The sequence below is a fragment of the Acidovorax sp. genome (genome assembly GCF_046341535.1).
GTDB lineage: Bacteria > Pseudomonadota > Gammaproteobacteria > Burkholderiales > Burkholderiaceae_C > Acidovorax.
Window position 1 is genome coordinate 13,628 of record NZ_JBKDRI010000028.1, and the last position, 25,222, is coordinate 38,849.

General features: G+C 60.7%; 16 protein-coding genes, 2 tRNA genes and 1 pseudogene. 2 read left to right on the top strand and 17 right to left on the bottom strand.

Annotated elements, in window-relative coordinates:
- Entirely contained in the window at positions 1 to 4,725 is a 4,725-nt protein-coding gene (locus ACK543_RS01625; protein WP_409941138.1) for an RHS repeat-associated core domain-containing protein, read from the bottom strand.
- Between the two features lie 127 nt (positions 4,726 to 4,852).
- Here ACK543_RS01625 and ACK543_RS01630 point away from each other — a divergent pair, with 127 nt between their 5' ends.
- Positions 4,853 to 5,482 (top strand): hypothetical protein, encoded by a 630-nt coding sequence (locus ACK543_RS01630; RefSeq protein WP_409941139.1) that lies wholly within the window; start codon positions 4,853 to 4,855, stop codon positions 5,480 to 5,482.
- 3 nt (positions 5,483 to 5,485) lie between these two features.
- Positions 5,486 to 6,445, top strand: coding sequence for a hypothetical protein (locus ACK543_RS01635; protein WP_409941140.1), 960 nt, complete (start codon positions 5,486 to 5,488; stop codon positions 6,443 to 6,445).
- A 263-nt stretch (positions 6,446 to 6,708) separates the two neighbouring features.
- Here the strand turns inward: ACK543_RS01635 and ACK543_RS01640 are convergent.
- The 16 genes and pseudogenes from ACK543_RS01640 to ACK543_RS01715 all read right to left on the bottom strand — a co-directional run.
- Positions 6,709 to 6,784 (bottom strand) — tRNA-Phe (locus tag ACK543_RS01640).
- A gap of 78 nt (positions 6,785 to 6,862) precedes the next feature.
- Positions 6,863 to 7,555, bottom strand: a complete 693-nt coding sequence (locus ACK543_RS01645; RefSeq protein ID WP_409941141.1) for a response regulator — start codon at positions 7,553 to 7,555, stop codon at positions 6,863 to 6,865.
- 41 nt (positions 7,556 to 7,596) lie between these two features.
- Positions 7,597 to 9,900, bottom strand: a complete 2,304-nt coding sequence (locus ACK543_RS01650) for an ATP-binding protein (protein ID WP_409941142.1) — start codon at positions 9,898 to 9,900, stop codon at positions 7,597 to 7,599.
- Positions 9,897 to 10,484 carry a DUF4390 domain-containing protein gene (locus tag ACK543_RS01655; protein ID WP_409941143.1) on the bottom strand — a complete coding sequence of 196 codons (588 nt, stop codon included), beginning with the start codon at positions 10,482 to 10,484 and terminating at the stop codon, positions 9,897 to 9,899. The genes ACK543_RS01650 and ACK543_RS01655 overlap by 4 nt, the downstream gene beginning before the upstream one ends.
- A gap of 25 nt (positions 10,485 to 10,509) precedes the next feature.
- The gene (gene rsmB, locus ACK543_RS01660; RefSeq protein WP_409941144.1) at positions 10,510 to 11,838 is read right to left on the bottom strand and encodes a 16S rRNA (cytosine(967)-C(5))-methyltransferase RsmB; all 1,329 of its coding nucleotides are present in this window, start codon (positions 11,836 to 11,838) and stop codon (positions 10,510 to 10,512) included.
- 162 nt (positions 11,839 to 12,000) lie between these two features.
- A complete protein-coding gene (locus ACK543_RS01665; protein ID WP_409941145.1) occupies positions 12,001 to 12,657 on the bottom strand; it encodes a LemA family protein in 657 nt (218 codons plus the stop codon).
- Between the two features lie 165 nt (positions 12,658 to 12,822).
- Positions 12,823 to 17,061, bottom strand: coding sequence for a DNA-directed RNA polymerase subunit beta' (gene rpoC / locus ACK543_RS01670; protein WP_409941146.1), 4,239 nt, complete (start codon positions 17,059 to 17,061; stop codon positions 12,823 to 12,825).
- A gap of 21 nt (positions 17,062 to 17,082) precedes the next feature.
- Complete coding sequence (gene rpoB, locus ACK543_RS01675; RefSeq protein WP_409941147.1) at positions 17,083 to 21,195, bottom strand: DNA-directed RNA polymerase subunit beta; 4,113 nt, start codon at positions 21,193 to 21,195, stop codon at positions 17,083 to 17,085.
- A 267-nt stretch (positions 21,196 to 21,462) separates the two neighbouring features.
- Positions 21,463 to 21,840 (bottom strand): 50S ribosomal protein L7/L12, encoded by a 378-nt coding sequence (gene rplL / locus ACK543_RS01680; RefSeq protein ID WP_409941148.1) that lies wholly within the window; start codon positions 21,838 to 21,840, stop codon positions 21,463 to 21,465.
- A gap of 40 nt (positions 21,841 to 21,880) precedes the next feature.
- The gene (rplJ, locus tag ACK543_RS01685) at positions 21,881 to 22,405 is read right to left on the bottom strand and encodes a 50S ribosomal protein L10 (protein WP_409941149.1); all 525 of its coding nucleotides are present in this window, start codon (positions 22,403 to 22,405) and stop codon (positions 21,881 to 21,883) included.
- 231 nt (positions 22,406 to 22,636) lie between these two features.
- A complete protein-coding gene (gene rplA, locus ACK543_RS01690; RefSeq protein WP_409941150.1) occupies positions 22,637 to 23,332 on the bottom strand; it encodes a 50S ribosomal protein L1 in 696 nt (231 codons plus the stop codon).
- Positions 23,333 to 23,764 (bottom strand): 50S ribosomal protein L11, encoded by a 432-nt coding sequence (gene rplK / locus ACK543_RS01695; RefSeq protein ID WP_409941151.1) that lies wholly within the window; start codon positions 23,762 to 23,764, stop codon positions 23,333 to 23,335. It abuts the gene before it with no gap.
- A gap of 149 nt (positions 23,765 to 23,913) precedes the next feature.
- Entirely contained in the window at positions 23,914 to 24,471 is a 558-nt protein-coding gene (gene nusG / locus ACK543_RS01700) for a transcription termination/antitermination protein NusG (RefSeq protein WP_409941154.1), read from the bottom strand.
- Between the two features lie 44 nt (positions 24,472 to 24,515).
- Complete coding sequence (gene secE, locus ACK543_RS01705; RefSeq protein ID WP_409941152.1) at positions 24,516 to 24,899, bottom strand: preprotein translocase subunit SecE; 384 nt, start codon at positions 24,897 to 24,899, stop codon at positions 24,516 to 24,518.
- A 91-nt stretch (positions 24,900 to 24,990) separates the two neighbouring features.
- A tRNA-Trp gene (locus tag ACK543_RS01710) sits at positions 24,991 to 25,066 on the bottom strand.
- 13 nt (positions 25,067 to 25,079) lie between these two features.
- Positions 25,080 to 25,222 (bottom strand): annotated as a pseudogene (locus ACK543_RS01715) (elongation factor Tu); the annotation flags it as partial.

A 25,222-nucleotide genomic window follows, 5' to 3' on the forward strand; every position in this document is an offset into this window, starting at 1 on the left:
TCAATAGCAAGATGCGTCCAATGCACGATTCGCAAACGGACTCACTGCGGAACCGATAGCGACTCCAATACCCCAAGCCAACGACGTCGCCACGCCCGTTATTGCCGAGGTGGTTGCAACACGAGGCCAGTAGATAGGTGTCTTCATCGGCGTGATGGCGGGACCAAACGGATGTTTGACGGCCTTGGGAAAGTAAGCATCACGAACAGCTTGCCCAAGAGTCTGGCCGCCGAACGACGAAGCAGCCGCGCCACCGCCTACGAGAGCAGCCACCTTGGCAGGGCTTCCGACCATTGGCGCCTCCTTGTCACTGAACGGAATGTCAGGAAACCAAGAATCAATTGTGCTGTCGGTAGTTTTCCAAGCATCCTTCGCCTCGCTCCACCACTCGTCTACGCTTGGCATTCCACACGAATACAAACCTAGCGGATCACGCAGGCTGACAGGGTTGCCCCCCACATAGCTGTAATTATTCGTCTGCCCAGACGCCCACCCGATGGGATCCTCGCTGAGGAACCGCGCACACCCCGGCATGTAATACCGATTCCGGTAGAAATACAACCCATTGTCATTCCCCGGGTTGTCGTTCTCCCGCCCGGTGTACTGCTGGCTGTTGGTGTTTGTGGCGTCGGCTGTTGTTTTGCCGTAGGCCTCGTAGCTGTAGTCCACCACTTTGGCCTGGTTTTTGTCCAGGATTCGGATGGTGTTGTTGTTGGCGTCAGCCATCACGCTTTGCAGGTTGATGCCTTCTTCCCGCAGGAAGATTTCATCCAGCCCACCGGTGATGAGTTGGGCTTTGACGCTACTTGTGTTGGCGGTGCCGCTGAGTTCCTGCACGAAGTTGTCGCCGTCGTAGAGGAAGCCCGTCGTGGTGCTGCCCACCGTCTTGCCGCTTCTTCTGCCAAAGGCGTCGTACTGGAAGTTGGCCAGGCCCGTGGCACCGGTGGAGACGCCTTTGAGCTGGTTGCGTTCGTCCCACTGGTAGGTGCTGGTGCCGTCGGCAATGAGGTTGCCGTTTTGGTCGTAGCTGAAGGTTTTGCCGCCCCATTGGGTCAGGCGGTTGTTGGCGTCGTAGGTGGCTGTGGTGATGTTGGTGGCGGGCAGGTTGATTTTGGCGAGGCTGCCGCCCGCGCTGGTGCGCCTGCCTGCTTTGTCGTAGGTGTAGGTGAGGTTGCCGATCAATGTGCCGTCTGACTTTTTGTAGTCCATGGCGGTGAGTTGGTCGGCATCGTCGTAGGTGTAGGTGATGGTGCTGCCGTTGGCGAGTTTGGTTTGGGTTCTTCTGCTGGCGGCGTCGTAGGCGAGTGTGATGGTTTGGGCCACACCGCCGTTGGGCGCGCCTGCGGCCTGGCTGATTTGGGTGAGGCGACTGGCGTTGTCCCAGGTGTAGCTCAAGGTGGGCTGGGTGGTTTGGGCTGCAGGAGCACCGTTCTTCACCGTCATGCTGGTGCGACGGTCGGCCGCGTCGTAGGTGTAGTTGACTTCACCTTGGGGGGTGACTTCTTTGATGAGGCGGTCGAGGTTGTCGTAGGTGAGTGTGGTGGTCTGTGTGCTGCCCACCGTGGCGCAGTTCAGGCTGGTCGTCGGGTTGGTGCAGGTTTTATCGAGCACTTGGGTCAGGCGGTTGGCGGCGTCCCAGCTGAGTTCGACCACGCTTTTGAAGGCGGTGGGCGCTGCGGCGGTGGCACCAAAGCCGATGCGTTTGGTGCGGCTCAGGGCGTCATAGGTGACTGAGGACAGTTGGCCTTTGCGGTCGATGCGCTGCCGGAGTTGGCCTGCGGCGTCATAGGCCATGGTCTCCATCTGGTTCAAGGCGTCTTTGACGCTGATGCGCTGGCCGGTACCGTTGTAGGTGCTGGTGGCGGTGGGATTGTTTTTTTCGTCGACCTGGGTGGTGAGGAAGCCGTTGTTGTCGTAACCAAACTTGATGGTGTTGCCCAGGGGGTTGGTGATTTGGGTCAAGCGGTTCAGCGCGTCCCAGTCTTGCAAGGTGCGGTTGCCCAAGGGGTCGGTGATGGACTGCACCCGGCCTGCTCCGTCGGTGCGGTATTGCATGACGCGGTTCAAGGCATCGGTCACGGTGCTCAGGTCCGCGCCGTCCCAGGCGAGTTTGGTCACCTTGCTCACGGGGTTGGTGATGTTCAGGGGCTTGCCTTGGATATCGTAGGTGATGTTGTAGGCGTTGCCCAGGGGGTCGCTCACTTTGGTGAGGTTGCCTTTGGTGTTGTAGGTGAGGGTGAACTTGTGCCCCAAGGGGTTGGTGATGGTGAGAGGTTGGTTGAAGACCGGGTCGTAGGTGATGGTGGTGCTCACCGCGTTTGCGGTGCCTGCCAGGCGGGTGATTTTGAGCAGGTTGCCCACTGTGTCGTATTCGTATTGAGTGCGGCGGCCCAGGCCGTCAACTTTGGCGGTGCGCAAGCCATCGGTGATTTCGTAGGTTTCAACGTATTGTTCAGGTTTGCCCAGTGCAAAGGTGTTTTTGACCAACCAGCCCTGGGGGTCGAAGTTCAGTCGACGCACCGTGCCTCGGCGGTCGGTGAAGTCAACCTGGGACATATTGCCTGCGCCATCCAGTGTGTAAACCCATTGGTAGGTGCTGCCATCGGCCAGGGTTTGTTTTTTGACGCGCCCGGCAGTGTCGTATTCATTGGTGACCCGTGTATTTCCATTGGGGTCTTTGATGCTGGTAATTCGGTTTTTCACCGCGTCCCAGGTGTAGATGCGTTTTTTACCCAGTGGGTCGGTGACCTCGGTCAGCCGCTGGCTAGCGTCATAGGTGTAGGTGAAGCTGCGGCCGATGTGGTCGGTGCTTTTTTCGACGAGAAAGTTTTTGTAGGTGAACTCGACCCAGCGGCCGTTGGGGGCTGTAATTCGCGTGGTGTGGTCGTAGGCACCTAAGCTGCGGTGATCAATGTTGATGCGGTTACCGTTGCGGTCGTCCATCCATTTCAAAAGCTGATTGAATTTGGTGAAACCCCACTGGCGACCATCTCTGAAAAACAAAACAAACGTGCTGTCGACGAGCTTTATCTTTGCACCGCGAAATTCGCCCGACGACTCAAAGTTGGAATAGGTTTGGTAGATTGTCCCATCCAAGGTACCTTTAAACGGAACGACTCGGCCATTGGGCATGATCAGTTGCATGAGCTTCCAGTTACCACCAAGCTGATTCCCCGCACGCAGATAGATGTCGTAGTTATGTGTCGTTCCCACACCAAAGGCACGAATGTGCTCTTGGCCAGCATTTTCTTTGTTGTCAAGTGAGCGATAGGTACGGCGAATGTCAATGGCTAAGACATCGTTGATCATCAGGTCGCGTTCAATGTGAACAAAGTGGCCTGTGGTCATGTCCACTGGATCCCCGCCGCAAGAACCACTACCACCGCCGCCGCCGCCTTGACCCCAACCGCCTCCGTCACCACCGCCAGAACCTCCTCCGCCACAACCGCAACCGCAAGCGCCGCCACCTGCTTTGCCGAACACGGAAATACTGTGAATAGTGAACTGGTACACGTTGAAAGGTTCAGCAGCCGCAATGGTGGTGGGGTCTGTACTGCTGACTTTGGCTTGGCTATAGACATACCAACCACGGCCCTGTGGGTCGTAGTCAAAGAGTTGCATGGGCTCACCCGGACCAAAGCTGGTGTAGTTGGGGTACTTCAGCGTAGCCGCACGGGGCTTGCCATCCACGCCTTGCAGCACCGCACCGCCTGGCTGCAGGGTATAGAACACGGGTACACCCACAAAGGGCATGGGGAAGGGAGTTTGATCGACCGGAACGGGGGTGATGCTCACTTCGGTGACCACTTTGCCATCGGCATCGCGCACCACAGTGCCAGCAGGCAAGACCACTTGCAGCCCGGGAATCAACGGATGGCTGATGACGGTTTCGGAGCGAGTGGGTGAATCGATCTTGACGGCATTGCGGGTGTCCAGCTTGGGCATCCACACAACGAAAGGCAAGGTGTTGGCTTGGCCTGCCTGAATGTCGAGGCGGTATTGGAACACGCCATATTGGGCATCGGCGCGGTTAGCGCTGCGGCCATCAATGGACAACACTTGAGGGCCTGCGGGCAAACCAGTCAACAAGAACTCGCCTTGATCATCAGTTTTAACTTTAGCACCCGCCACACTGAGAGTGACGTTGGCCAAGGGCTTGCCGTTCAAACGCAGCACTTGACCCGCCAGGCTGGTGGTGCCGCTGGCAGTGTCAGATTTGGCATTTGACAGCACAGCGCGTTTGTCACCCGCAGGTGACGCAGCATGCGCAATGTCCGACCATTCAAGGCGAACCTTTTGGGTGCTGGCAGATGAATCACTTGTGCCGGTGGTGGTGCTGGCATTGCGCAAGGTGCTGTCGGTGATCACACCATCCAATGAAACTGGTGAGACTGAGGCCGATGAATAGGCACTGGCTTGTGGCTTGGCTTTGAGGTCAATACCCGCATCAGCAGCGCGCTGTTCCAGAATTTTTTGCAGACGTTCTTGTTCGCCATAAAGGGCTTCGCGCAGTTTTTGGTTGCGCGGTAGAGCGAGTTGGGCGCGTTCAGCTTTGCCGCTGATCCACAGTCCTTTGCGATTGGCTTCAGTGGGAACAAAAAGTTCGTCGTCCGCCTGCATAGCCGCGAGGGTTTTGTCGTCCAAGGGACGAGCGACTGAGTTGGTAGCCATGCCGTTGTTCAGTGCGGAGGCGTTGGCTGGTGCTGCTGTGTTGGTCAGTGCCATGGCCGCACCCGGATAAGCCGTTGATGCGTTAACTGCGCCGACACCACCGGTTCCGTTGGCAGGTCTTGCGCCAGCATTTTGAGTCGCCGCGTTTCCGAGGGCGGCGGTGTCAAACCAGGGTGATGACTTGAAGCGCCGCGTCGGCAACCCGAACATCCACTCGGCGCTGGAATATTCCTCCGCCACGGGCGTCACCCGCTCTCTGGTCAAAGGCGGGGCCAAGTACCACCAGATGCTGCTGAAGGCCTTCGCCGAGCACTTGCTGCATGTGAAGCTCGACGCCCACCGCCTGCTGCCGCCAACGCTGGATCTGTCCGTGCTGCGGCTGGGTTTCGATGTGCCACAGGCGGAAGTCGATGGGTTCAACGTGCTGCAGGTGAAGTCGATCAGCCTGCTCAGCCCAGACACGCAACTGAAGATCGATTGCACGGCGATGGCGTCGAGTGAACACCGCTGCGTCACCGATCTGCTCGCGGAAAAGCTGCCCGGCCCGCTGGCGGAGAACTGGCTCGTCACGGCCGCACACATCAACCTGTACTACCCTCCCGAGCCGGGCAAGGCCAGGGCAAAGGTTGTCACGATTGAGGTCACCCGCAAGGGACGGCTGAACCTGCACAAGTTCGACGCTGCCCTGCAGGCACAGCTGGAGGGTTACCTGGTCGAACTGGGCATCCTCCAGAAGGGGCAGACGCTCAACGCGCAGGAGACACCACCCAGCGCCGACGCGACGGAACAGCACCCAGCCTTCGAGTACTGACCGATGTCGACTCACGAAGCGTGGTCGTTGGTCTGCCGCCTGTTCGCGGGCGGCACGCCAGTGTTTCGGGGTGCCCTGTCCCCGGCCGAGATCGGGGCTTGCACCACCCTGGGGCCGGCGATCAAACCGACCGTCATCAGCCGCACGTTCACGCTTTGCCCGTACTGCCAGTTGCGCAACGGCCAGGTCTTCGGCGACGGACAGGGCGGCCAGGTATGCCAGTGCTCTGACTGTGGCCCCATACCTCTCGCCGCCAACGATCTCGCTGCAGTGATGCTGGACAAGAGTTGGCTGCGTTCGAAGCTGCGTATGGCGCTGGAGATCGAGAGCCGAGACGGCTTCACTGACCTCGGCAACGGAGTCTGGCGACTGGGCGAGGCGCGCAGGGGCCCGGCACTTCTGGCACCGAACCTGGTTCCGCTTTGCGTCGACCCGTCGGTCTTCGACCGCGTCCGCGTCGCGGGGGCCACTATCCGTGTCATCACGCCGGCATCGGTTGAAGCGCGACGAGCACGGCTTCCCGCTGGGGTCGAATGGCTGCCCCTGGACGAACGGTTCGCCTACTACGGCGGCGGGATCTCCTTCTTGCAGCCCGGGGCGCAACCTGCGCCAGCCGAGTCACAGGAGCCCTGGACGCTGGTCAATGGCCCGTTCTCGGCGGACTTCAAATGGGTAACGCTGGCCAGTTGGCCTCAAGGTCCGATCCGGTGCACCGACAGGCAGGCTGAGGTCTTCAAGGCACTCTGGTCTTTCAAGGGTGCGGAGATGCACCGCGACCGAGTCATGCAGCGGGCAGGCCAGGAGGGTAGGAAGCCGATTGATCCCTTCAAAGTGAAGGATCGCGACAAGGGGAAGCCGGCGCACGAAGGCCCGCTCCACGCCTACCGGGAACTCGTACATGCCCGCCAGCGCGACGGCTTGTACTGGATGCCGTGTGCGTCCCCGGACGCTGTTGCGGCCTGATGGCCTGCTACTCCAGACCGGTCGGCGAACTCGAAAAGCCGACACACGCACAACTCGTTGTCGCGTATGGCGATGTGCGTGTGCTACGGCGAAAAAGTTAGCAGAGATTCCTAGAGAACAGAGGGCAGAAAAGGGTCGAACTGGCCGCCATAGGCACCGAGTCTGACCACCCCCTGGCACACGCAGAATGTGCGGGAACCCCGCGTGTCATGCGGGAAACACAAATGAAAACGCCCAACTGAGAACAGTTGGGCGCTGAATTTTGGTGGCCTGGGGCGGAATCGAACCACCGACACAAGGATTTTCAATCCTCTGCTCTACCGACTGAGCTACCGGGCCAGAGCCTTAAATTATAACCAGAAACGAGGCCTGTCAAAGTTCGCGCTGGATTTTTTTGCGCTCAACCCAAACTGCCCATCAGCCGCGCTTGCCGCGTCCCAGATCCACGCCCAGCTGGCGCAGCTTGCGGTACAGGTGGGTGCGCTCCAGCCCCGTCTTTTCGGCTACCCGCGTCATCGAACCACCCTCGCGCGCCAGATGGAACTCGAAATAAGCCTTCTCAAAACCATCACGGGCTTCGCGCAGCGGGCGGTCCAGATCGAACCCCTGGTGGGCGTGGGGACCCATCTCTGCGCCCGAAAGCACTGCGGTCACGTGCGACGAGGCGAGGGCGGCATGTGCGGGGTCGGCTGCGACCTGCGCCACTGCGATCGGCACGGATGCTGTGGGCGAAGCTGGATGGGCCGCGTTACGGGCCAGCCCCTGTTCCACAGCCTTGAGAAGCTTTTGCAAAGTGATGGGCTTTTCCAGAAAGGAGAAGGCGCCGATGCGGGTCGCTTCGACCGCCGTATCGATGGTGGCATGCCCGCTCATCATGATCACGGGCATCGTGAGCACGCCTGCGGTGGACCACTCCTTCAGGAGCGACACCCCATCCGTATCGGGCATCCAGATGTCCAGCAGGATGAGGTCATAGACGTTGGCGGCGCGCGCGCTGCGGGCCTGCGTCGCGTTTTCCGCAAGGTCCACACTGTGGCCTTCGTCGTTCAGAATTTCTGAGAGCAGGTCACGGATGCCCAGCTCGTCGTCGACCACCAGAATGTTTGCCATGGGTTTTAAGGACCTTGAGGTACTGCGGAGCGTTGTTGTTATCACGCCACCGGGGATTCAGGGCCGAATGATAACGACACTTGCGCGCCGCGCACCACACCGCCTTCCATGCGGTTGGAAAGATCGATCCTTGCCCCGTGCTCGTCCGCGATCTTCTTGACCACGGCCAGCCCCAGGCCGGTGCCGCGCGCCTTGGTGGTGACATACGGCTCGAACGCGCGCTGCAGGATATGGGCAGGAAAACCAACGCCGCAGTCCGACACTGACAGCCGCACTCGGCGCGTGGTGCTGCTCCACCGGGTACTGATGCGCACGGGATTGAGCTCACTCTTGCCTTGGGCGCGCGCCTGCTCGGTGGCGTCCTGTGCGTTTTGCAGCAGGTTGTGCACGACCTGCCGCAATTGCTGGGCGTCCCCTGCAATCGGGGGGCATTGCGGGTCGAGCTCGGCGACTACCGGCACGGCGGCGTTCTCTTCACCGTAGAGGTTGAGTACGTCGGCAATCAGCGCATTCAGGTCCAGCGGATGGAGTTCTGCGGCGGGCAGTCTCGCGTAATCGCGAAACTCGTTGACCAACCTCTTCATCGCATCAACCTGGTCCACGATGGTTTTGACCGATTTCGTCAGTATCGCCTGCTCCACGGCTCCGACCTTGCCTGAAAGCTTCATTTCCAGGCGCTCTGCGGACAGTTGAATCGGCGTGAGCGGGTTCTTGATTTCATGCGCCAGACGGCGGGCGACCTCGCCCCAGGCCTGCGCGCGCTGGGCAGAAACAATTTCTGAAATGTCGTCAAAAACCAACAGTCGGGCAGCATTGGGGAGCTCTGCACCCCGCGCCACCAGACTGGTGACATGTTGCGGCGCGCCTGGGTTGGTGGACGGGTGCAGTTCAAACGGGTGCTGCCAGTGATCGAGTCCGTGCCGATCGTGGTCACCCAGGAAGGCGTCGAACTGTTCTTGGACAGCGGCAGCGAACTCGGCCAGGCCCGGCACAGAAGACAGCGGGTGTCGCTCGTAGGCAGCCATGGGAGCCTTCAAAATCCGCGTCGCGCCGGGGTTTGACGAGAGGATGAGGCCCTGGACGTCGAGAACGATGACCCCCGCGGCGAGGTTGTCCAAAATGGTCTGCAGGTTGGCGCGCGATGCGTCCACCTGCTCCATGCTCTGCTCCACGGCCTGACGCGCATCGGCAAGCTGCTGCGTCATGAGCGCAAAGGAACGCGTCAGCCCACCCAGTTCGTCGCGCCCCTGCAAAGCCGCCTTCGGACTGAGGTTGCCCGCCGCCACCTCACGCACGCCCTCGGCCAGCACCAGCAAGGGCCGTACGAGCTGGTTACCCAGCAACACAGCCAACAGCACCGCACCGAAAACCGCCAGAAACAGGCTCAACGTGAGCGTGCCGACATACATGCGGCGCAGTCCGTCGCGGGCGAGCGCGCGCTCCTGGTACTCGCGGTTGGCTTCCTGTACGGCGATGGCGTTGGCCACGAGCGCCGGAGGCAAAGGCAGCGTGGCCTGCAGGTAACGCGGCTCCACCAGCAATCCCACGCCGGGGCTGCTGACCAGCACTAGCACCTTGACGCGCGCGTTCTGTGCTTCCAGCGGGTTGGAAACATCGTCCAATCCGTCAATCTGCGCAGAGGCGCGCTGTTGCCGCACTGTTCGTAGCAGCGAGGCCGGCGGTCGCTCCGGGTTGAGGCTGAAGCGACTCTGGCCGGCGCTGGCCACGGCCTGGCCCGATGCGTTCCACAGCACCACGTCGGTGGCGCCCAGTTGCTCGCGGATTCGCTCCAGCACGAGTCCGGCGCCCGCGCCTTGGGCCGGCCCGATCTGCATACTGGCGTTGCGGGTCTTGGCGGCCATGTCGGTTGCCAGAGAGTCCAGTGACACCCGCGCCAGGTTGACACCTGCCGACAGGGCCCCTTCGACCTTGACGTCAAACCAGCTTTCGATAGAGCGCGTGACGAACTGGTAGGACACCACATAGATCAGCACCCCGGGCACCAGGCCCACGAGCGCAAAAATGGCAGCCAGCTTGACCAGCAGCCGACTGCCGAACCTCCCTTGGCGCAGGCGCATGGTCAGCCGAACCGCGACCCACAGCAACACGGCCAGCAGCAACAGCGCCACCAGCACATTGATGCCGAACAGCCAGGCATAGTTGCGCTCGTAGAGTGCGCGGTTGTTCGTGGCCAGCGTCAGCAGAAAGAGCAGGACGAGTGCAATGGCGGACATGACGGCTGCACCCACGCCAATCGCCCAGCGCACGGCCCGCGACGGCCGCGCGGCCAGGTGGCTGGAGCCTGGTGGGCCCTGCGTGCCCGAACTGTCGCCAGGCGGTGTCACTTCGCAGGCTCCGGCATGAGGCGCTGGCTGCGCGAGACCAGCACGTTCCAGCCCGACTGACCCACCGCCCCGATCTGGAAGGGGCGTGGCAGTTGCGACATGTCCAGCCGAAACCGCAAATCGACCGTATGCACCGCGCTTGTCTCAATCGCAGTTGCATCGGCGACTCTCCAGCGCGCAATCCGCTGTATGGCCGACAGGGCGTCGTTGTAATCGTCAAAATTTTGGCCCAGCACCACGCCAAGCCCAGAGTTGGAAAAGGGCGCGGTCGAGGTGTTGAGCCGCCATCGGCGCGTCAGGGGCTGGTAGCTCAGACGCAGGTACCGGGTGGCCTGGGCCACTTGCTTGTCGGTCCAGTACCACCGGTGGCGAAACACCTGCGCTTCGGCCACGAAGAACATCGGGATCCCCTTGTACAGCGCATCTTCCGCCAAATCGGGCAGAACAAACGGAAGATGGGTACTGAGAAAAAGGCCGTCGCTGGTGCGGTCCAGGCGGAGTTCGGCGCTCTCCGCGGCCGCATCATCGGCCGGTGCTGCCATGCCGGTCGCATGCGCCATCAGTGCAAGGACCAGGGCGCACATCACCCAGCCACAAGCCCTCACGAACTCATGACGCTGATTTTTGCAACAGTGCGTAAAAAAATCCGTCGTGATCACTGACTGGATTGTCGAGGACGTGTGCGCGGCTGTCCCGGGCGGCGGGTATTAAATGGCCCGGCGAGGGCAGCAAGACAGCATCGGTGTTGTGCGCAAGAAACGTTTGCACCTGCTGGTCGCCCTCGGCGCGAAACACCGAGCATGTGCAATACAGCAGACGCCCCCCAGGGCGCACCAGGGGCCACAGGGCCGCCAGCAGAGCCGCCTGGATCTTGGCCAGCTGGGCAATGTCCGACTCGCGGCGCAGCCAGCGCACATCCGGATGGCGCCGAACAATACCCGACGCCGTGCAGGGCGCATCGAGCAAGACGGCGTCGAACAGTGCGCCACCGCAGTGCTGCTGCCACCAGCTTGCAGGCTGCGCGGCATCAGCCACCACCACCTGTGCGTGCAGGCCGAGCCGGTCCAGCGTCTCGTTGATGCGACCGGCACGCACCGCATCGACCTCCAGCGCGGTGACCTCCAGCGGCACACCCGCCCTGGCGTGCTCCAGCAGATGCGCTGTCTTGCCCCCGGGGGCTGCACAGGCATCCAGCACGCGAAGCGGCTGGCCAGCGTCCATGCCGTCAAGCAGCAGGCCGGCTGCGCGCTGTGCGGCGGCGTCCTGCACGGATACCCAGCCTTGGGCAAACCCAGGCAACACCTGCACGGGCACGGGGCGCTCCAGAATCAGCCCCCACTCACCCACCGGCATTGCACCTAAATTGATAGCATTCAATGCACTACGGTAGCGCGTAACCGTGCATTTTTGTTGGTTGACGCGCAAGGTCATGGGCGCGTGGGCATTGTTGGCTGCCAGGATCTGCTCCCAGTCCGTGGGGTGGTCCTTTCGCACAAGGTCAATCCACCAGCGCGGATGGTTCCAGCGGGCCTGCAGGTCGCCGTCGGTGGCCGCTACCAGCGCGTCCCGCTCGCGTAAAAAGCGCCTCAGGCAGCCGTTGATGAAAGAGGCCTGACCACGCGTGGCCGGATCGTGTTTGGCGGCCTCGACGGCCTGGTTGACCAACGTGAATGGCTCGTACGGGGCGTGCGCGGGGTCCCAGCACAGCGCAAGCGCCGTACACAGCAGTGCGTCTGCCGCCTGGGGAGGCTGACGGGAAACCATATGACGCCGCAGGGCTTCGGCCCGGCCCAACTGCCGCAGCACCTGGAACAAAAGCGACTGCACGCCGGGGCGCACGTCGGGATGCACGGCGGCGATCGCGGCTGTGCCCGACTTACCGCTGCGTATGGCCCGCAGCGCCAGTGCAACCTGCACAAGCTGCTGCCACAAGGGCATGGAACCGTCGGCCCATGGTTGTGCCCCTGGGGACGGCGCAGCAGCACTGCCCGAGCGCACGGGCCCGCCGCTGCCTTGCCTGGCAGCAGGGTCGGAACGCGCACCTCGTGGGCCGCGTGGGGAAGTAGGGTGAGGCATGGTGTATGTCGGTCGCAAGTGGGCTCAAAGGCCGCGGGCGGCCTTAAAGCCAAAAAGCCGGGCCAGCACGCTCGCCGGGAACTGTGCGATAGCCTCGTTGTACTGCCTGACCGCATCGTTGAAGACTTCAAGGGCATGGCTTACGTGGGCCACGTTCTCGCCCCAACGGATCTGCCAGGGCATGACGCTGTGCAGGGCAGCAGATGGGGACACGGCCATCGAGCCAGGCGTCTCATCGACCTGAGGGGTGCGCCCGGGCGGCTGGGCAGCCGTAACCTGGGATTCATCGACGCTGGGGGTGGCGGGGCTTGCGTGGGGGTGCATGGTGTCACTCCAGCAGGCGTGCAGGTTGTTTTGGGCCGCTGCCAGCGCGGCGATCGCATCGGGGTGCAGTGGCCGCGTACGGGCGGTGGCCAACGTGGCGCTGAAGTGCGCCGCAGCGCCCTCCAGGGCGGTCATGGGGCCATCGGCTTGGGCCTGCGGCATCACAGCAGTGGCCCGGCCGGCAGCCTGCGCCGCAGTCAACTCGGCCAGCAGGGTCAGCAGGCGTTGCGTATGCGCGTCAAAGCCGCCGAACGTCTGTATGACCGCTGAACGCAAGCGCATCAGGCGGTTATAGGCACCAAGCGCCCAGAACACGATGAACGCAACGGCGATCCAGAAAAGAGGCGAGTACCACATGGACAAATGGCGAGCTGCAGGCACCTTTGCCTGACGTTGAATCGATCAAGACGACCCACTACACCGGGTCACCACAGTGAGCCAGCGGCCGCCACCAACAAAAAAGCTCCCGGCCTGCCTCAGGACAGGACGGGAGCGTTTCATGTGACGACAGCCGCTGGTGGCTTAGTCCGCAGCAGAGTCCGCAGCGGTGGCAGTGCTGTGGTTTTCCTCATCGGAAGAAGCGCCCTGGGCCTCCATTTCGGCCGCTTCCGCTTCGGCGATGGCCCGACGCTCCGCATCGTCCATGGCGTCCTTGGCCTTGCGAGCTTGGTGGTATGCCAGGCCGGTACCGGCCGGGATCAGGCGACCCACGATGACGTTTTCCTTCAGGCCACGCAGCTCATCGCGCTTGCCCATGATGGCAGCCTCGGTCAGCACGCGGGTCGTTTCCTGGAAAGAAGCGGCCGAGATGAACGAGTCGGTGGACAGCGAGGCCTTGGTGATACCTAGCAGCAGGTTGCTGTAGGTCGCGGGAATCTTGCCCTCGGCCTGCAGCGCCTCGTTGGTGTTGAGGATCTCGGAGCGCTCGACCTGCTCACCAGCGATGTAGTTCGACTCGCCGACGTTCTCAACCACGACGCGGCGCAACATCTGGCGAACGATCACCTCAATGTGCTTGTCGTTGATCTTCACACCCTGCAAGCGATACACATCCTGCACTTCATCGACGATGTAGCGCGACAGTTCCTCGATACCCAGCAGGCGCAGGATGTCCTGCGGATCGGCCGGGCCGTCGACGATGGATTCGCCCTTGTTCACCACCTGGCCTTCGTGCACCAGGATGTTCTTCTCCTTGGGCACCAGCTCTTCGAACACATGGCCTTCCGGATCGGTGATTTGCAAACGGACCTTGCCCTTGGTTTCCTTGCCGAACGACACGGTGCCGGTCATCTCGGCCAGCGTGCCCTTGTCCTTGGGCGTACGGGCTTCGAAAAGCTCGGCCACGCGGGGCAGACCACCGGTAATGTCACGTGTCTTCTGACCTTCCACCGGGATACGCGCCAACACTTCGCCAGGGCCCACATCCTGGCCATCGCGCACCTGAATCAGCGCGCCGACCTGGAATCCAATGGTCACCGAGTGGTCGGTACCCGGGATCTTCACTTCGTTGCCCTGGGCGTCGATCAGCTTGACCTGTGGGCGTACGACCTTGGCGGCGCCACGGCGCTTGGGGTCGATCACCACCAGCGTAGACAGACCCGTCACCTCGTCCACCTGCTTTGCAACAGTCAGGCCTTCTTCGACGTTCTCGAACTTGGTCTTGCCGGCGAACTCGGTGATGATGGGGCGCGTCAGCGGGTCCCAGTTGGCCAGGATGGTGCCGGCCTTGATCTGCTGATCGGCCTTCACGGTGAGCGTGGCACCGTAAGGCACCTTGTGGCGCTCGCGCTCACGGCCATGCTCGTCGTGGATGATGATTTCACCCGAACGCGCAATCACCACCAGCTCGCCCTTGGTGTTGCTCACATAGCGCATCGTGGCATTGAAGCCGATCACGCCGTTGGACTTGGCTTCCACGCTCGATGCGATGGCGGCACGCGAAGCGGCACCACCGATGTGGAACGTACGCATGGTCAACTGCGTGCCGGGTTCGCCGATGGACTGGGCCGCGATCACACCCACGGCTTCGCCGAGGTTGATCAGACCGCCACGACCCAGGTCGCGGCCGTAGCACTTGGCGCACAGGCCATAGCGCGTTTCGCAGGTCAGCGCCGTGCGCACCTTGACCTCATCGACGCCAGCAGCCTCCAGCTCTTCGATGATGTCTTCTTCCAGCATCACGCCCGCCTCGACCAGCACGGCACGCGTTTCAGGGTGCAACACGTCTTCGGCAGCCGTGCGGCCCAGGACACGGTCGCGAAGCGATTCGATGACTTCGCCACCCTCGACGATGGCGCGCATCAGCGAACCATTGGCGGTGTTGCAGTCTTCTTCGGTCACGACCAGATCCTGCGTCACATCCACCAGGCGGCGGGTGAGGTAACCGGAATTGGCGGTCTTGAGCGCCGTGTCGGCCAGACCCTTACGGGCACCGTGGGTGGAGATGAAGTACTCCAGCACGTTCAGACCTTCGCGGAAGTTCGCGGTAATCGGCGTTTCGATGATCGAACCGTCTGGCTTGGCCATCAGACCACGCATACCGGCCACCTGACGGATCTGGGCAGCAGAGCCACGGGCACCGGAGTCGGCCATCATGTAGATGGAGTTGAACGATTCCTGGTCTACCTGATTGCCGTGGCGATCGGTGACCTTTTGCTTGGACAGCTGGGCCATCATCACCTTGGACACTTCATCGCCGGCCTTGCCCCAGATGTCCACCACCTTGTTGTAGCGCTCGCCAGACGTCACCAGACCGGACACATACTGCTGTTCGATCTCTTTGACTTCCTTTTCGGAGCGCTCGATGATTCCTGCCTTCTGTGGCGGCACCAGCATGTCATCGATGGCGATGGAAATACCGGCGCGTGTCGCCAGGCGGAAGCCGTTTTGCAGCAGCTTGTCGGCGAAGACCACGGTTTCCTTCAGGCCGCACTTGCGGAAACTCACGTTGATGAGCTTGGAGATTTCCTTCTTCTTGAGTGCCTTGTTCATATGGCTGAACGGCAGGCCCTTGGGAAGGATTTCAGACAGCAGCGCACGACCGGCCGTGGTTTCCACCAGGGAGGTCGAAGACACGAATTCACCCGTGGCCTTGTCCTTGGTCCACTCGGTCATCCGCACCGTGATCTTGGCGGCCAGTTCGACTTGGCCCGCGTCAAGCGCACGCTGTACTTCACCGGTATCGGCAAACACAAGACCTTCGCCTTTGCCGTTGATACGGTCACGGGTGGCGTAATACAAACCCAGCACCACGTCTTGCGAAGGAACGATGGAAGGTTCGCCAGACGCCGGGAAGAGCACGTTATTGGAGGCCAGCATCAGGGTGCGGGCTTCCATCTGCGCTTCCACCGACAGCGGCACGTGCACGGCCATCTGGTCACCGTCGAAGTCGGCGTTGAACGCCGCGCAGACCAGCGGGTGCAGTTGGATGGCCTTGCCTTCGATCAGGATGGGCTCAAAGGCCTGAATGCCCAGACGGTGCAGCGTAGGCGCACGGTTGAGCATCACGGGGTGTTCCTTGATGACCTCTTCCAGGATGTCCCACACCACCGGCGTGCCGGATTCGACTTCCTTCTTGGCAGCCTTGATCGTCGTCGCGATGCCCATGGCCTCCAGACGCGAGAAGATGAACGGCTTGAACAGTTCCAGCGCCATCAGCTTGGGCAAACCGCACTGGTGCAGCTTGAGCGTGGGGCCCACCGTGATCACTGAACGACCAGAGTAGTCCACGCGCTTGCCCAGCAGGTTTTGGCGGAAGCGGCCGCTCTTGCCCTTGATCATGTCAGCCAGGGACTTCAGCGCACGCTTGTTGGCGCCCGTCATGGCCTTGCCACGGCGGCCGTTGTCGAGCAACGAATCGACGGCTTCCTGCAGCATCCGCTTTTCGTTGCGGGCGATGATTTCAGGGGCCTTGAGCTCCAGCAGACGGCGCAGACGCGAGTTGCGGTTAATGACGCGGCGATACAGGTCGTTCAGATCGGAGGTCGCGAAGCGGCCACCATCGAGCGGCACCAGCGGACGCAGGTCTGGCGGCAACACGGGCAGCACTTCCAGAACCATCCACTCGGGCTTGATGCCCGACTTCTTGAAGGCTTCGAGCACCTTCAGTCGCTTGGCGTTCTTCTTGACCTTGACTTCCGAGCCGGTCAGATCGCCGCGCAGCTTCTCGATCGACAGGTCGATGTCGATGGATTCCAGCAGGTCCTTGATGCCTTCCGCGCCCATCTTGGCGATGAACTCATCACCGAATTCCTTGCGCTTGGCGTCGTAGTCGTCCTCGGACATGATGCTGAACTTCTTCAGCGGGGTCATGCCAGGGTCGGTCACCACATAGGCTTCAAAGTACAGCACGCGTTCGATGTCGCGCAGCGTCATGTCCAGCACCAGGCCCAGACGCGATGGCAGCGACTTCAGGAACCAGATGTGCGCGCAGGGCGCGGCCAGGTCGATGTGACCCATGCGCTCGCGGCGCACCTTGGTTTGCGTCACTTCAACACCGCACTTCTCGCAGATCACGCCGCGGTGCTTGAGGCGCTTGTACTTGCCGCACAGGCATTCGTAGTCCTTGATGGGACCAAAAATCTTGGCGCAGAACAGGCCATCACGCTCGGGCTTGAAAGTGCGGTAGTTGATGGTTTCAGGCTTTTTCACTTCGCCGAAAGACCACGAACGGATCTTCTCGGGCGAAGCCATGCCGATGCGGATGGCATCGAAATGCTCATCCGGCGTGAATTGCTTGAACAGGTCGAGTAGCGATTTCATAGTGACTCTTTCCTTTTCTGCTTAGGAGCGTTCCAGCTCGATGTCCAGGCCCAGCGAACGGATTTCCTTGACCAGCACGTTGAACGATTCCGGCATGCCGGCTTCGATGGCGTGTTCACCCTTGACGATCGATTCGTACACCTTGGTACGGCCCACCACGTCGTCGGACTTGACGGTCAGCATTTCCTGCAGCACATAGGCAGCGCCGTAGGCTTCCAGCGCCCACACTTCCATTTCCCCGAAACGCTGGCCACCGAACTGCGCCTTGCCGCCCAGCGGCTGCTGCGTGACCAGCGAGTACGGCCCGGTCGAGCGCGCGTGCATCTTGTCGTCCACCAGGTGGTGCAGCTTGAGGTAGTGCATGTAGCCGATCGTGGTCGGGCGCTCGAAGCGCTCGCCCGTGCGGCCGTCAAACAGGTATGCCTGGGTACGGGTAGGCGTCAGACCCTTGCGCTCGGCGATGTCGTCCGGGTAGGCAAGCTTGAGCATGTCCTTGATCTCGTCTTCCGAAGCACCATCGAACACCGGGGTGGCGTAGGGAACACCGCCAGCAAGGTGGGCTGCCATGGCCATCAGGTCATCATCGCTCACCTGCGACAGGTCTTCTTTGCGGCCGCGCGAGTTGTATACCTCTTCGAGGAACGTGCGCATTTCGGCCGCCTTGGCCTGCTCCTGGAGCATGTTGCCAATGCGCTGGCCAATACCCTTGCCCGCCCAGCCCAGGTGCACTTCCAGCACCTGACCGATGTTCATCCGCGAGGGCACGCCCAGCGGGTTCAGAACGATGTCGGCAGGGGTGCCATCGGCCATGTAGGGCATGTCTTCGACCGGGACGATCTTGGACACCACACCCTTGTTGCCGTGACGGCCGGCCATCTTGTCGCCTGGTTGCAGGCGGCGCTTGACGGCCAGGTACACCTTGACCATTTTGAGCACGCCCGCAGGCAGCTCATCGCCCTGCGTGAGCTTCTTGCGCTTTTCTTCAAAGGCGAGGTCGAAGCTGTGGCGCGTCTGCTCCAGGGCGTTCTTGATGGATTCAAGCTGCGTGGCCACTTCGTCTTCGGCAGGACGGATATCGAACCAGTGGAACTTCTCGACCGACGACAGATAGGCCTTGTCGATCTTCGTGCCCTTGGCCAGTTTTTGTGGGCCACCATTGGCCACGCGGCCATTGAGCAGCTTTTCGATACGGTCGAACGCGTCAGCTTCGACGATGCGAAGCTGGTCGTTCAGGTCCAGGCGGAAACGCTTGAGTTCATCGTCGATGATCTGCTGGGCGCGCTTGTCGCGCTGGATGCCTTCGCGGGTGAACACCTGAACGTCGATCACCGTGCCTTGCGAGCCCTGATCCACACGCAGCGAGGTGTCCTTCACGTCGGAAGCCTTCTCACCGAAGATGGCGCGCAGCAGCTTCTCTTCAGGGGTGAGTGTGGTCTCGCCCTTGGGCGTCACTTTGCCGACCAGCGTGTCACCGGGCTGCACTTCAGCACCCACGTAGATGATGCCGGACTCGTCCAGGCGATTGAGTTGCTGCTCCGACAGGTTCGGAATGTCGCGCGTGATTTCTTCGGCACCGAGCTTGGTGTCGCGGGCCATCACCACGAGTTCCTCAATGTGGATGGATGTGTAGCGGTCCTCAGCGACCACACGCTCGGAGATCAGGATCGAATCTTCGAAGTTGTAGCCGTTCCAGGGCATGAACGCGATCAGCATGTTCTGACCGATAGCGATTTCGCCGAAGTCGGTCGATGCACCGTCGGCAATCACGTCACCCTTGACCAGCTTGTCGCCCTTTTTGACGATGGGACGCTGGTGAATGTTGGTGTTCTGGTTGGAACGCTGGTACTTGATGAGGTTGTAGATGTCCACGCCCACTTCGCCAGCCACGGCCTCGTCGTCATTGACCCGCACCACAATGCGGGTGGCGTCGACGTAGTCCACGATACCGCCGCGGTTGGCAGTGACCACCGTACCCGAGTCCACGGCAGCAACGCGCTCGATGCCCGTACCGACCAGCGGCTTTTCAGGACGCAGCACAGGCACGGCCTGGCGCGACATGTTGGCGCCCATCAGCGCGCGGTTCGCATCGTCATGCTCCAAAAACGGAACCAGCGATGCAGCGACCGACACGATCTGTGCGGGAGACACGTCCATGTACTGCACGCGATCTGCACCACACAGGATGGATTCGCCCTTCTCGCGAGCCGATACCAGTTCACCGGTGAGGCGCCCATCCTTGTCGAGCACGGCGTTGGCCTGCGCGATCACGTACTTACCCTCTTCGATGGCCGACAGGTAGTCGATTTCGTTCGTCACCTTGCCATCCACCACACGGCGATAAGGCGTCTCGATGAAGCCGTATTCGTTCAGGCGGGCGTACAAGGCCAGCGAGTTGATGAGGCCGATGTTCGGGCCTTCAGGCGTTTCGATGGGGCAGACGCGACCATAGTGGGTCACATGCACGTCACGCACTTCGAAGCCGGCACGTTCGCGGGTCAGACCTCCAGGGCCCAGGGCGGAAACACGCCGCTTGTGCGTGATTTCGGCCAGCGGGTTGGTCTGGTCCATGAACTGCGACAGTTGCGAGGCACCGAAGAATTCCTTCAGAGCAGCCGAGATTGGCTTGCTGTTGATCAGATCGTGGGGCATGAGCGGTTCCTGCTCCGCTTGGCCCAGACGTTCCTTCACAGCCTTTTCGATCCGTGCCAGACCGGTGCGGTACTGGTTTTCAGCCAGTTCGCCGACACAACGCACGCGGCGGTTGCCCAGGTGGTCGATATCGTCGACTTCGCCGTTGCCGTTGCGCAGGTCCACCAGAATCTTGACCACGGCCAGGATGTCTTCATTGGACAGCACCATCGGGCCGGTGGATTCGTCGCGGCCGATCTTGGCGTTGAACTTCATGCGGCCCACGCGGGACAGGTCGTACGTATCGGGGTTGTAGAACAGGCGCTGGAAGAGGGCCTGCACTGCGTCTTCGGTCGGTGGCTCACCGGGGCGCATCATGCGATAGATGGCCACGCGGGCGGCGAATTCGTCAACCGTTTCATCGATGCGCAGGGTCTGCGAGATGTAGGCGCCTTGGTCCAGTTCGTTCGTGTAGATAACCTGCAGGTCTTGCACACCGGCAGAACGCAGCTTCTTGAGCAGCGCTTCGGTCAGCTCCTCGTTGGCCTTGGCGATGATTTCGCCCGTGTCGGCGTCCACAATGTTGCGGGCGACCACGCGGCCAATCAGGAAGTCTTCCGGGACGCTGATGTGCGTGGTGCCAGACTGCTCCAATTCGCGGGTGTGGCGTGCCGTCACGCGCTTGTCTTTGGCAACGATGACCTTGCCCGACTTGTCGGTGATATCGAAACGCGCCACTTCGCCACGCAGGCGCTCGGAGACGAACTCCATCTGCGCGCCGCTGTCCATCAGGCGGAAGTTGTCGTTGACGAAGAAGTTCGCCAGGATCGATTCTGGATTGAGGCCGATCGCCTTGAGCAGAATCGTGACCGGCATCTTGCGGCGACGGTCGACACGGAAATACAGGATGTCCTTGGGATCGAACTCAAAGTCCAGCCACGAGCCACGGTAAGGAATGATGCGCGCCGAGAACAGCAGCTTGCCCGAGCTGTGAGTCTTGCCCTTGTCGTGTTCGAAAAACACGCCAGGCGAACGATGGAGCTGCGAAACGATCACGCGCTCGGTGCCATTGATGATGAACGAGCCCTTGTCGGTCATGAGCGGTACTTCGCCCATGTAGACCTCCTGCTCCTTGACTTCCTTGACGACCTTGGACTGCGATGTCGACGATTCGCGGTCATAGATGATCAGCTGGACCTTGGCGCGCACAGCCGAGGCAAAGGTCAGGCCACGCGTCTGGCATTCGCGCACGTCAAACGCTGGCTTGGCCAGGTTGTACTCGATGAACTTCATCTCCACAAAACCGTTGTGCGAGACGATGGGGAAGGCTGCGTCAAATGCAGCCTGAAGACCTTCTATGGTTCTTTTCTGGGGTGCTTTATCTGCCTGCAAGAAAGCGGTGTAAGCGTCCTTTTGCATCTGTAGCAGGTAAGGGACTTCGAGCACGCTATCGCGGGTGCCGAAACTTTTGCGGATTCGCTTGCGTTCGGTAAAGGAATAGGCCATGAGATCTCCGGGCAAAGACATGAGTCCTGGGTCTTCGACGACTGACCCGCAAGGTGAGTTGTCACTGCGGGCTTGGCGGTTGGCCACTACCAACCATGGCGGACGGTGATGCATTGCACATCACCCGAACCAAGGCATCTTCTGCTGTCGGGGTGGACAGAAGACACTCGAAAACCTGATCCGGGGCGAGGCTTTCGGGTGCGCTCTGAAAGCACCAAAGGCTGGAGGCCCTTGAAAGGAAGCCTCCAGCCCTTGAGCGAGACCGAATTACTTGAGTTCGGCCTTGGCGCCGGCTTCCACCAGCTTCTTGACGGCTGCTTCGGCGTCTGCCTTGGCAATACCTTCCTTGACGTTCTTCGGAGCGCCGTCGACCAGATCCTTGGCTTCCTTCAGGCCCAGACCGGTGATTTCGCGCACGGCCTTGATGACGGAGACCTTGTTGGCGCCAGCTTCCGTCAGCACCACGTTGAATTCCGTCTTTTCCTCAGCCGCCGCCGCAGCAGCACCACCACCAGCGGCAGCAGGTGCAGCCATGGCTGCAGCGCTCACCCCAAACTTTTCTTCAATGGCCTTGACCAGGTCATTGAGTTCCATCACCGTCATGCTGTCCAGCGCGGTCAGAAATGCGTCTTTATCGAATGCCATTTTGGTTTCCTAACAATTTTGTTGGTTGACTGCCGGGCTCTCAAGCCGCTGCAGGTTCTGCAGCCGGTGCGGCTGCGCCTTCGCCTTTTTTCGCCGCCAGCGCGCCCAGCACAACGGCCGTGCGCGACATTGGGGACATAAGCAAGCCGCAAATCTGGGCCAGCAACACTTCCTTGGAAGGAATGTTGGCCAGTTGCTTAACGCCGTTGACATCCAGGGCCTTGCCACCGAAAGCGCCACCGCGAATCACCAGTTTGTCGTTGGTTTTCGCAAAGTCGGCCACCACTTTTGCGGCGGCCACGGCGTCTTCGGAGAAGCCATAGATCAGAGGACCGGTCATCTGGTCTGCCACCACGTCAAACGCGCTACCAGCCACAGCACGGCGGGCCAAGGTGTTCTTCAGAACACTCAGGCTCACACCTTTGCTGCGAGCATCGACGCGCAGTTTGGTCATGTCGGCGACCGTGATGCCGCGGTATTCCGCGATCACAAGCGTTTGAGCTTTAGCGGCGAGGCTGGTCACTTCACTGATGACCGCTTCTTTCTCACTGCGATTAAGACTCAAGGTCTACTCCTTTCATTGCGCATTTCGGCTTGCGCCGTCGTGCGCGCTCTTGTTGCAGCGACCAACTGTTTTGGAAACACATTTCCATCTGCAGCGGGATCGCCATCTGCGTTGGCCCCAGGGGATTAAGTGCATTCGCACACCAACGGTCTTGGATGGCCTGGCAACGCCCGCAGGCGCAGCCAGCCCACCACATCAGGCTCTCGAAAAAGCCTGAAGATTTCTTCGCAATTACGCTGCGATGGTCTGGGTATCAACGCGTACGCCGAGACCCATGGTGGAGGACACCGCCACTTTGCGCAGGTACAGGCCCTTGCTCGAAGCAGGTTTGGCCTTGTTCAGCGCGTCGATCAAAGCTGCCAGGTTGCCTTGGAGCTTTTCGTTGTCGAACGACCGGCGGCCAATCGTGCTGTGCACGATACCTGCCTTGTCGACGCGGAACTGCACCTGGCCAGCCTTGGCGTTCTTCACAGCCGCGGCGACATCCGGCGTCACCGTGCCAACCTTGGGGTTGGGCATCAGGCCACGCGGGCCCAGGATCTGGCCCAACGTGCCCACGACGCGCATCGCATCGGGAGCAGCGATCACGACGTCAAAGGGCATGTCGCCTGCCTTGACCATGGCAGCCAGGTCGTCCATGCCAACAATGTCAGCACCAGCAGCCTTGGCCTCTTCAGCCTTGGCACCCTGCGCGAACACGGCCACGCGCGTCGTCTTGCCCGTGCCGTTCGGCAGAACTACGGCTCCGCGAACCACTTGATCGGATTTCTTCGCATCGATGCCAAGCTGAACAGCCACATCAATGGATTCATCGAACTTGGCAGTCGCCGCTTCTTTGACGATGGCAACCGCTTCAGAGAAAGCGTAAAGCTTGTTGCTGTCGACCTTGCCCTGCAGGGCCTTTTGTTTCTTTGTGAGCTTGGACATTTACAAACCCTCCACCGTAACGCCCATCGAGCGCGCGGAACCGGCCAGCGTACGGACCGCCGCAGCGACGTTGGCTGCGTTCATATCTTTCATCTTGGTCTTGGCGATTTCCTCGAGCTGTTCGCGAGTGATCTTGCCCACCTTGATCTTCAAGGCATTGGAAGAACCCTTGTCCAGCTTGATGGCCTTCTTGATCAGTGTCGTCGCGGGCGGCGTCTTGATGATGAAGGTGAAGCTCTTGTCTGCAAACGCCGTGATGACCACGGGCAACGGCAAACCTGGCTCGACACCTTGGGTCTGCGCGTTGAATGCCTTGCAGAACTCCATGATGTTGAGGCCGCGCTGACCCAGCGCGGGGCCGATCGGTGGGGATGGATTGGCTTTACCAGCTGGCACTTGCAGCTTGATGAAGCCGACGATTTTTTTCGCCATAGCTTGCTCCTTGCGGGTGATAACGCCTCAGCCGCACAACGCCGCCTTTGGCTCCCCGGGGGTTAACGACTCACTATCCTTAACGCATGCACCGAGTCGAAAGGTGCAAGGTCGCCATCACCGGACAACAATCCGCTGTCCGGCACAGATCAGGTCTTCTCAACCTGACCAAATTCCAATTCGACGGGTGTGGAGCGTCCAAAAATCATGACGGAAACGCGCACGCGATTCTTTTCATAATTGACCTCCTCCACCGAGCCGTTGAAGTCGGTGAACGGGCCTTCCTTGACACGGATGAGTTCCCCGACCATGAACTCGACCTTGTGGCGCGGTTTCTCGGTGCCTTCCTGCATCTGGCTGACGATCTTTTGGACCTCTTCTTCAGAGATCGGAGCAGGACGGTTTTTGGCACCGCCGACAAAACCGGTGACCTTGTTGGTGTGCTTCACCAGGTGCCAGGTATCGTCGTCCATGACCATTTCAACGAAGACATAGCCCGGAAAGAGGCGACGCTCGGTCGTCTTGCGCTGACCATTCTTCATTTCCACGACTTCTTCGGTCGGCACCAAGATGCGGCCGAATTTTGCATCCATGCCCGAGCGAGTGATCCGCTCTTGGATGTTGCGTTCGACCGCTTTTTCCATGCCCGAGTAGGCATGCACGATGTACCAACGCAAATCAGGGTTAGCAACAGCCGAAGTGGCCATAGGAGCTTCCGCTCCATTCGTTTGTGTTTGCGCTTCGGTCGTCATCACTTCCTCCAGCCCAAAATCAAGTCGTACAGGACCCACTCAAGCGTCTTATCGGTGAACCAAAGAAAAAGGGCCATGACGACCACGAAGGCAAACACGTAGGCAGTCATCTGCAATGTCTCTTTGCGAGTAGGCCAGACGACCTTCTTGACTTCGCGCCAAGCATCTTTTGCAAACGCAATGAACTGACGGCCCGTCTCAGAGATAAGAAATACCCCTACAGCCGCGGACAACCCGACCAGCAGAGCCGCCCATTGGACCAAAGCGCCCTGCTTGCCAAGCAAGTAAAAGCCCGCCACAGACGCAATGACCAAGACCGCTACCGCAGCTAGCTTGGCGTTGTCTGCGCCTGTATTGACAGTTTCGACCTGTGAATTGGTCATGTTTAAGTAATTCCTGCTTCCAGAGACCGACACCACCTAAGACACCGAAGCCCGCCAGGGCATGGCGGGCTCGGTTTGGGCCACTTTCAAGTGGCAGGGGCAGTAGGAATCGAACCTACAACCTTCGGTTTTGGAGACCGACGCTCTGCCAATTGAGCTATACCCCTTTTGAATGGATTCTCAGGCGATGATCTTGGCAACCACGCCAGCGCCCACCGTGCGGCCGCCTTCGCGGATCGCAAAGCGCAGGCCTTCTTCCATGGCGATGGGGTTGATCAGCTTGACCGTGATCGACACGTTGTCGCCAGGCATGACCATTTCCT